The sequence below is a fragment of the Streptomyces boluensis genome, from assembly GCF_009908195.1.
In the GTDB taxonomy this organism is placed as follows: Bacteria; Actinomycetota; Actinomycetes; order Streptomycetales; family Streptomycetaceae; genus Streptomyces; species Streptomyces boluensis.
In genome coordinates, this window is sequence record NZ_JAAAHS010000387.1 from 1 (window position 1) to 7,174 (window position 7,174).

Here is a 7,174-nt window from a genome sequence, read left to right on the forward strand (position 1 = left end):
GTTCTTTCCCATTGCGGTCAAGGGGTTAGGAAACTTTCCTTACGGTTAGTGTGGCCACCCCGACCCGTCAAGTGCCGCGCCAAGTACGCCCGTAAGTGGCAGATCTTGCCGCCCGCCAGGTAACAGCCCAGGTCAGAGCGGTGAGTTCGGCGGCCCGAGTGGCGCAATACTGCGGCAACACCCTTGTGGCCCGGCCGTCGGTAGGGTCCCCGGCATGTCAGCAGAACACCACCGCGAGCACGCCGGGGCCGGGGCGCGCACCGTCGCCGCCCGCCGCCGCCGGCTGCGCGCGGACCGGGCCAGGCAACTCGCCGATCTGCTGCGGCACCAGATCCTCACCGGAGCCTTCGCCGAGGGCGTCCTGCCCTACGAGGAGGCCATCGGCCGGGACTACGGCGCCACCCGCAACACCGTCCGGCAGGCACTCGGACTGCTCAGCGCCGAAGGCCTGGTGGAACGGGTGCCAGGCGTCGGCACCGTCGTCGCCTGCGAGAAGTACCGGCACGGACTCGACCGGCTGCAAGGTCTTGCCGAGACGCTGCACGAACACGGACAGGTCAGCAACGAGGTGCGCACCGTCGGCCCGGTCCGCGCCCCCGCCCCGGTCGCGGCCCGCCTCGGACTGCCCGAGCACAGCGAAGTGCTCTACATCGAACGGCTGCGCAGGCTCGGCGGGTTGCCGCTCTCCCTCGACCTCACGTACCTGCCGCTCGACATCGGGGTGGAACTCCTCGACGCCGACCTGGAGCACACCGATGTGTTCCGGCTCCTCGAATCCGTGACCGGGCAGCCGCTCGGCCGCGCCGAGATCACCCTCGAGGCCGTCAACGCCGACGCGCACTCGGCCGCCGTACTGCAGGCGCCGCGCGGCGCCGCCGTCCTCATGCTGGAGCGGCTCACCCACCTCGCCGACGGGCGGCCCGTGGACCTGGAGTTCATCCGCTTCCGGGGCGACCGGATCACCATGAGCGGCCTGCTGCACCGCGCCACCTGAGCCACACCGCCAGGCCCCGCCCGCTTCCGTACACCCACCTTCCTGGAGACAGCCATGCCTCTCGTGCCCCAGCGCGCCGACGTGCCCGTGACCGTCGACGAGTCCAAGTGCGTCGACGGCTGCACCCTCTGCGTCGACATGTGCCCGCTCGACTCCCTCGCCCTGCACCCGGAGACCGGCAAGGCGTACATGCACGTCGACGAGTGCTGGTACTGCGGCCCGTGCGCCGCCCGCTGTCCCACCGGCGCGGTCACGGTCAACATGCCCTACCTGCTCCGGTGAACAGCACTCCGGTGAAAGGCCCAACTCCCATGAAACGCACACCAGTCGGTCTCGTCGCCGCCCTCGCGCTGCTCGCCACGCTCGCCACAGGCTGCGGCGGCGACGCGAGCGCGGGCGACGGCGACGACACGGTGACCGTCACTGTCGGCTACCAGTCCAAGACCATCAACACCGTCACCGCCGGCACCCTGCTCCGCTCCCTCGGAGCCTTCGAACGCGAACTCAAGGCACAGGGCGAACGGTCCGGGGTCCGGTACGAGGTCAAGTGGCAGGACTACGCGACCGGCGCGCCGATCACCGCGCAGATGGCCGCGGGCAAGGTCGACATCGGCTCGATGGGCGACTTCCCGCTGCTCCTCAACGCGGCCCGCGGACAACAGCTCGACCGCCCCACCCGGCTCGTCTCGGTCACCGGCTACAACCTGCGCGGCGGCCTCAACACCGTGGTCACAGCGCCGAATTCCAAGCTCCGCACCCTCGCGGACCTGCGCGGCAAGAAGGTGTCCACCAGCGTCGGATCGGCCGCCGACGGCACCCTCGTACGAGCCCTGGAACGGGCCGGCGTCGACGGCGTCGACAAGCTCAACCAGCAGCCCGCCGTGGGTGCTTCGGCCCTGCAGGCGGGCAGCGCGGACGCACTCTCGCAGTTCGTTGCCTGGCCCGGACTGCTCGCCTTCCAGGGCAAGGCGAAGGCGCTGTACGACGGTGCGGAACTCAACCTGCCGACCTTCCACGGCGTCACCGTGCGTGACGAGTTCGCCGAGCAGCGGCCCGAGGTCGTGGAGGCGTTCCTGCGCGCCCAGATCACGGCGACCGAGCACCTGCGCAGCCACCCCGTGGCCGCCGCCGAGAAGGTCGCGAAGGCGACCGGGCTGCCGCCCGAGGTGGTGTACCTCTACAACGGCGCCCACGGCATCGCCACCTTCGACCCCACCCTCAAACCCCGCCTGGTCGCCGCACTGAAGAAGGACGTACCGGTGCTGCGCTCCGCCGGACTCGTACAGGACGTGGACGTCGACGGCTTCGTCGACGACCGCTACGTCAAGCGGGCCCACGGCGCGGCCTATCCGAAGGCGCTCGCCGCGCAGCCCCCGCAGCCGCGCGGCGAGGTGTGGCGCGAGGGGGCCGACCGCACCGCCGGCTTCGACTCCCCGAACGCGCTCCTGCGGTACGTGGCGGCGCACCGCGACACCGTCCGCGCCGCCTACGTACCCGACGCGGCCACCGGCACCCTCTGGTTCGCCGACCGGGCCGTGTGGGTCGCCCACGGCAACGCCCTGCGCGCCTTCGTCACCCCGGCGGCCGCCCAGCGCTACGTGGCGAAGCACCCGGGCGCCCGCACCGTGTCGTACGCGAGCGCCCTGGAGCGTGCCGCATGACCTCGCCCTCGGATACGACGACGCCGCCGGCGCGCACCGCCGAGGCCGACGTGCCGGACCGGGCGCCCAGGTCCGATGAGCCCGAGTCCCGTACGCCCAAGTCGCGCGGGACCGAGTCGAAGTCGCGCGCGCCCAATTCCCGTACGCCCGCAGCCCGTTACGCACTGCGCGCGCTGTCGCTGCTTGTCGCGCTCGGCCTGTGGCAGGTGCTCACCGCGTACGACGTGGCCGTGTGGCTGCGCTTCGGCCAGTTCCCGACCGTCACCGATGTCGCCTCGGCCTTCGGCGCGCGGCTCACCGGCGGCGGACCGTACTGGCAGGACCTGGCCGACAGCCTCACCCGGATCGTCACCGGGTTCCTCCTCGCCGCCGTACTCGGCGTGGCCACCGGCACGGCCCTGGCGCGCTCCCGCGTCGCGGCCGATGTGCTCGGGCCGCTCGTCGAAGTGCTGCGGCCCGTCCCGGCCATCGCTCTCGTACCGGTCGCGATCCTGCTCTTCCCCAGCAACGAACAGGGCATCGTCTTCATCACCTGCGCCGCCGCGTTCTTCCCCGTCACCGTCGCGACCCGGCACGCCGTGCGCGCCCTGAACCCGGTGTGGGAGGAGGCCGTTCGCACCCTCGGCGGCGGCCGCTCGCGGCTGCTGTTCTCGGTGCTCCTCCCGGGCGCGCTGCCCGGCGTGCTCGGCGGCCTCTCGACCGGTGTCGGCGTCTCCTGGATCTGCGTCATCTCCGCCGAGATGATCTCCGGCGAGTACGGCGTCGGCTACCGCACCTGGCAGGACTACACCGTCGTGGACTATCCGGGCGTGTTCGTCGGCATGGTCACCATCGGGCTGCTCGGCTGGCTCACCTCGACGGCCGTGGAAGTCCTCGGCCGAAGGCTCACCCGCTGGCTGCCCCGCACCGAAGGAGCGGCCCGCGCATGACCTCGACTCCCCTGAGCGGTACGGCCGGTGGCCTGCGCCTCACCCTCGACGGGGTGAGCCTCGGACGGCCCGGCGCCCCCGTCCTCACCGGCCTCGACCTGGACGTCACACCCGGCGAGATCCTCACCGTCGTCGGCCCTTCCGGCTGCGGGAAGTCGACCCTCCTGCGCACCCTCGCCGGGCTCCTGCCGCCACTCGACGGCAGCGTCACGCAGGACGGCACGCGGCTCCACGGCCCCGGCGCCGAACGGTCCCTGGTCTTCCAGGAGGACGCGCTGCTGCCGTGGCGCACCGTCCGCGGCAACGTCGAACTGCCCCTGGCCATCGCCGGAACATCCCGCGCCGAGCGCCGCGCACACGCCGAGCGCTGGCTCGACCGGGTCGGCCTCACCGGACGCGGTACGGCCTGGCCGCACCGGCTCTCCGGCGGACAGCGCCAACGCGTCCAACTGGCACGGGCGTTGGCGGCCCGGCCCCGCGCGCTCCTCATGGACGAACCCTTCGGCGCCCTCGACGCCCGTACCCGCGCACAGATGCAGGACCTTCTCGTCGACGTGCTCACCGGCACCGGCGCCACCGTCCTGTTCGTCACCCATGACGTCGACGAGGCGCTGTTCCTCGGCGACCGGGTGGCGCTCATCGGCGCGGGCCGGCTCCTCGACGTCTCGACCGTGCCGCACCCCCGCGACCGGTCGGCGCGCACCCGGCCGGAGACGGCCGCGCTGCGCCGCGACATCCTCGACTCGCTCAGCACCTGAGAGGCAGCACCACCGTGCAGACATCCGCTCCGGGGGAGCAGATCCCCGCCCTCACGGACGCCGAGGAACTCTCCTGCGACGTCCTCGTCATCGGCGGCGGCACCGCCGGCACCATGGCCGCGCTCACCGCCGCAGGCCGCGGCGCCCGCGTCCTGCTCCTGGAGAAGGCCCACGTCCGGCACTCCGGCGCGCTCGCCATGGGTATGGACGGCGTCAACAACGCGGTCGTGCCGGGCCGCGCCGAACCCGACGACTACGTCGCCGAGATCACCCGCGCCAACGACGGCATCGTCGACCAGTCCACGGTCCGCCAGACCGCCACCCGCGGCTTCGACATGGTGAAACGCCTGGAGTCGTACGGGGTGAAATTCGAGAAGGACGAACACGGCGAGTACGCGGTCCGCCAGGTGCACCGCTCCGGCTCGTACGTCCTGCCGATGCCCGAGGGCAAGGACGTCAAGAAGGTCCTCTACCGGCAGTTGCGGCGGCGCGAGAACCGCGAGCTCATCCGGATCGAGAACCGCGTCATGCCCGTACGGGTCCTCACCTCCGGCGGCCGCGCGGTCGGCGCGGCCGCGTTCAACACCCGCACCGGGCAGTTCGTCACCGTCCGCGCGGGCGCCGTGATCCTCGCGACCGGCGCCTGCGGCCGCCTCGGCCTGCCCGCATCCGGCTACCTGTACGGCACGTACGAGAACCCCACCAACGCGGGCGACGGCTACGCCATGGCGTACCACGCGGGCGCCGAACTCACCGGCATCGAGTGCTTCCAGATCAACCCCCTGATCAAGGACTACAACGGCCCGGCCTGCGCGTACGTCGCCAACCCCTTCGGCGGCTACCAGGTCAACCGGCACGGCGAACGGTTCGTCGACTCCGACTACTGGTCGGGCCAGATGATGTCCGAGTTCGCCGCCGAACTCGCCTCCGACCGGGGGCCGGTGTACCTCAAGCTCAGCCATCTGCCCGAGGAGTCCGTGTCCGCCCTGGAGTCGATCCTGCACTCCACCGAGCGGCCCACCCGAGGCACCTTCCACGCCGGGCGCGGCCACGACTACCGCACCCACGACATCGAGATGCACATCTCCGAGATCGGCCTGTGCGGCGGCCACTCCGCCTCCGGCGTCCGCGTCGACGACCACGCCCGCACCACCGTGCCCGGCCTGTACGCGGCCGGCGACCTCGCCAGCGTCCCGCACAACTACATGATCGGCGCGTTCGTCTTCGGCGACCTGGCGGGCGAGGACGCGGCGCAATTCCCCTGCTACGAAGGCGAGTTGCCGCAGGACCAACTGGCGGCGGCACACGAACTGATCTACCGTCCGCTGCGCCACCCCGAAGGCCCGCCGCAGCCGCAGGTCGAGTACAAGCTGCGCCGCTTCGTCAACGACTACGTGGCACCGCCCAAGTCCGGGGCCCGGCTCTCCCTCGCCGTCGAGGCCTTCGAGCGGATGCGCGCGGAGATCGCCGGGATGGGTGCCGCCACCCCGCACGAGCTGATGCGCTGCGCCGAGGTCAGCTTCATCCGGGACTGCGCCGAGATGGCGGCCCGCTCGTCCCTCGCCCGCACCGAGTCCCGCTGGGGCCTCTACCACGAACGCACCGACCACCCCCGCCGCGACGACACCGACTGGCTGCACCACCTCGACCTGTACAAGTCCCCTTCCGGCGCAATGGAGTTCACGGCCCGGCCGGTCGAGCCGTACCTCGTGCCCGTCGACACCTACGCCCCGGTGGGCGGCGCGCCCCGGCACCTCGGTGAGGTGCATCCCGAGCAGGTCGCTACGGCGGGTGCGCGGGAGGCGGCGCCGGTGGGTTCGGGGGCTGGGGGCGCGGTACGCACGTCGACGATCCAGGTGGAGGCGCCCGCACCGCGTCTCCTGGAACTCCTGCGTCTGGCCGAGGCGCAGCCCGAACTCCCGCTGCTCGACCCGTACTTGGGCGACCCCGACGCCACCGTACGCCGCACCGCCGTCCAGACCCTCGCCGAGTCCGCACCGGCGGGAGCGGGCCCGGCACTCGCACGGGCGCTGGTCGACCCGGAGGCGCAGGTACGGTCGGCGGCCGCGGCGGCCCTGACGGAACTCGTGGAGGTCCTCACCCCCGAACCTGCCCTGCACACCCCGCTGTTGGCCGCCCTGACCCACGCCGACCCCGCCGTCAGGATCGCGTCCCTCGGCGCCCTGCGCGCCCTGCGCCTGGGCGAGGCCGCGCTGTACGCGCCGGTGCTCGCGGACGGGGACGCGGGGGTGCGGGTCGAGGCGGTACGGGCGCTGGTGTCCGTGGACGCGGTGGGTGAGCTGGGCCTCGCTGCAGGGGACTTGGCGCGTGAGGTGCGGGTCGCTGTGGCGAAGGGGCTGGCGGTGGTGTCGACCGCCGACCCGGTCGAGGTGCGCGGGGTGCTGGCTCGTTTGTCCGCCGATTCGGATGCGCTGGTGCGGGGGGCGGCGCTCACGGCATTCGGCGCGGTGGGCTGCCCGCCGCCGTACGACGGGGTGGCCGTCGCGGCCCTCGCCGATCCGGCCTGGCAGGCTCGGGCGGGCGCGGCGGCGGCGCTGGGCGCGGCCTCGCCGGACCTCGCCGTACCGGCTCTGGCGAAGTCCCTCGCGGACCTCAACGCGGATGTGCGTAAGCAGGCGGTGCTGGCGCTGCTTCGGCACCCGGAGGTGCCGGAGGCGGTTTCGGCACTCGTGCGAGCGGTCGGTGATTCGGATGCGGATGTTCGGGCTTATGCGGGGCGGGCGGGCTGAGCCTTTCCCCTACCCGCCCCTTCCCGAAAGTCCTGCCGGACGGGCCTCCTCAATCGCCGGAGGGGCTACCAGGTAGCCCCTC

The 7,174-nt window shown here is 72.5% G+C and carries 6 protein-coding genes; all 6 read left to right on the forward strand.

Annotated elements, in window-relative coordinates:
• The first annotated feature begins 214 nt into the window (after window positions 1-214).
• The 6 genes from GUY60_RS31605 to GUY60_RS31630 are packed head-to-tail and all read left to right on the forward strand — an operon-like array spanning window position 215 to window position 7,092.
• Window positions 215-994 (forward strand): GntR family transcriptional regulator, encoded by a 780-nt coding sequence (locus GUY60_RS31605; RefSeq protein WP_161704080.1) that lies wholly within the window; start codon window positions 215-217, stop codon window positions 992-994.
• 54 nt (window positions 995-1,048) lie between these two features.
• Window positions 1,049-1,276, forward strand: a complete 228-nt coding sequence (locus tag GUY60_RS31610) for a 4Fe-4S dicluster domain-containing protein (RefSeq protein ID WP_161704082.1) — start codon at window positions 1,049-1,051, stop codon at window positions 1,274-1,276.
• A 29-nt stretch (window positions 1,277-1,305) separates the two neighbouring features.
• Entirely contained in the window at window positions 1,306-2,655 is a 1,350-nt protein-coding gene (locus tag GUY60_RS31615) for an ABC transporter substrate-binding protein (RefSeq protein WP_161704084.1), read from the forward strand.
• Window positions 2,652-3,584, forward strand: coding sequence for an ABC transporter permease (locus GUY60_RS31620; RefSeq protein WP_161704086.1), 933 nt, complete (start codon window positions 2,652-2,654; stop codon window positions 3,582-3,584). Before GUY60_RS31615 ends, GUY60_RS31620 begins: the two co-directional genes overlap by 4 nt.
• The gene (locus GUY60_RS31625; protein ID WP_161704088.1) at window positions 3,581-4,342 is read left to right on the forward strand and encodes an ABC transporter ATP-binding protein; all 762 of its coding nucleotides are present in this window, start codon (window positions 3,581-3,583) and stop codon (window positions 4,340-4,342) included. The genes GUY60_RS31620 and GUY60_RS31625 overlap by 4 nt, the downstream gene beginning before the upstream one ends.
• A 14-nt stretch (window positions 4,343-4,356) precedes the next feature.
• Window positions 4,357-7,092: a fumarate reductase/succinate dehydrogenase flavoprotein subunit gene (locus GUY60_RS31630; RefSeq protein WP_161704090.1), complete on the forward strand. Its 2,736-nt coding sequence runs from the start codon at window positions 4,357-4,359 to the stop codon at window positions 7,090-7,092.
• Window positions 7,093-7,174: the final 82 nt, after the last annotated feature.